The 303-nt window shown below is 69.0% G+C and carries 1 protein-coding gene; it reads right to left on the bottom strand.

The features are described from left to right. Nucleotides 1-303 (bottom strand): transposase (locus C6W91_RS21400; RefSeq protein ID WP_370571641.1); only part of this gene is annotated, 303 nt, incomplete at both ends.

The raw sequence follows: 303 nt of genomic DNA, 5'->3' as shown, positions 1-303 counted from the left end.
GGGAACACCTCGTCGAGCGCCTTCCAGAACCCCATGGCCCCGTCGCCGACCGCGATCTCCGGCGGCACCGCGAGGCCGCGCGCCTTGATGTCGACCAAGAGCTCCCGCCAGCTCTGGGCGCTCTCGCGCAGGCCGACCTGGAAGCCGACGAGTTCCTTCTTGCCTTCCGGTGTGGCCCCGAGGATGACCAGCATGCATTCGGCCTGCGGCTCCATCCGGGCCTGCAGGTACACGCCATCCGCCCAGATGTAGACGTATCTCCGGGCCGAGAGGTCACGGCGCTGCCAGCGGTCGTACTCCTGC

The organism is Phaeobacter sp. SYSU ZJ3003, assembly GCF_041300735.1.
GTDB classification, from domain to species: Bacteria; Pseudomonadota; Alphaproteobacteria; order Rhodobacterales; family Rhodobacteraceae; genus Phycobacter; species Phycobacter gallaeciensis_A.
This window is presented reverse-complemented; position numbering and strand designations above follow the sequence as displayed.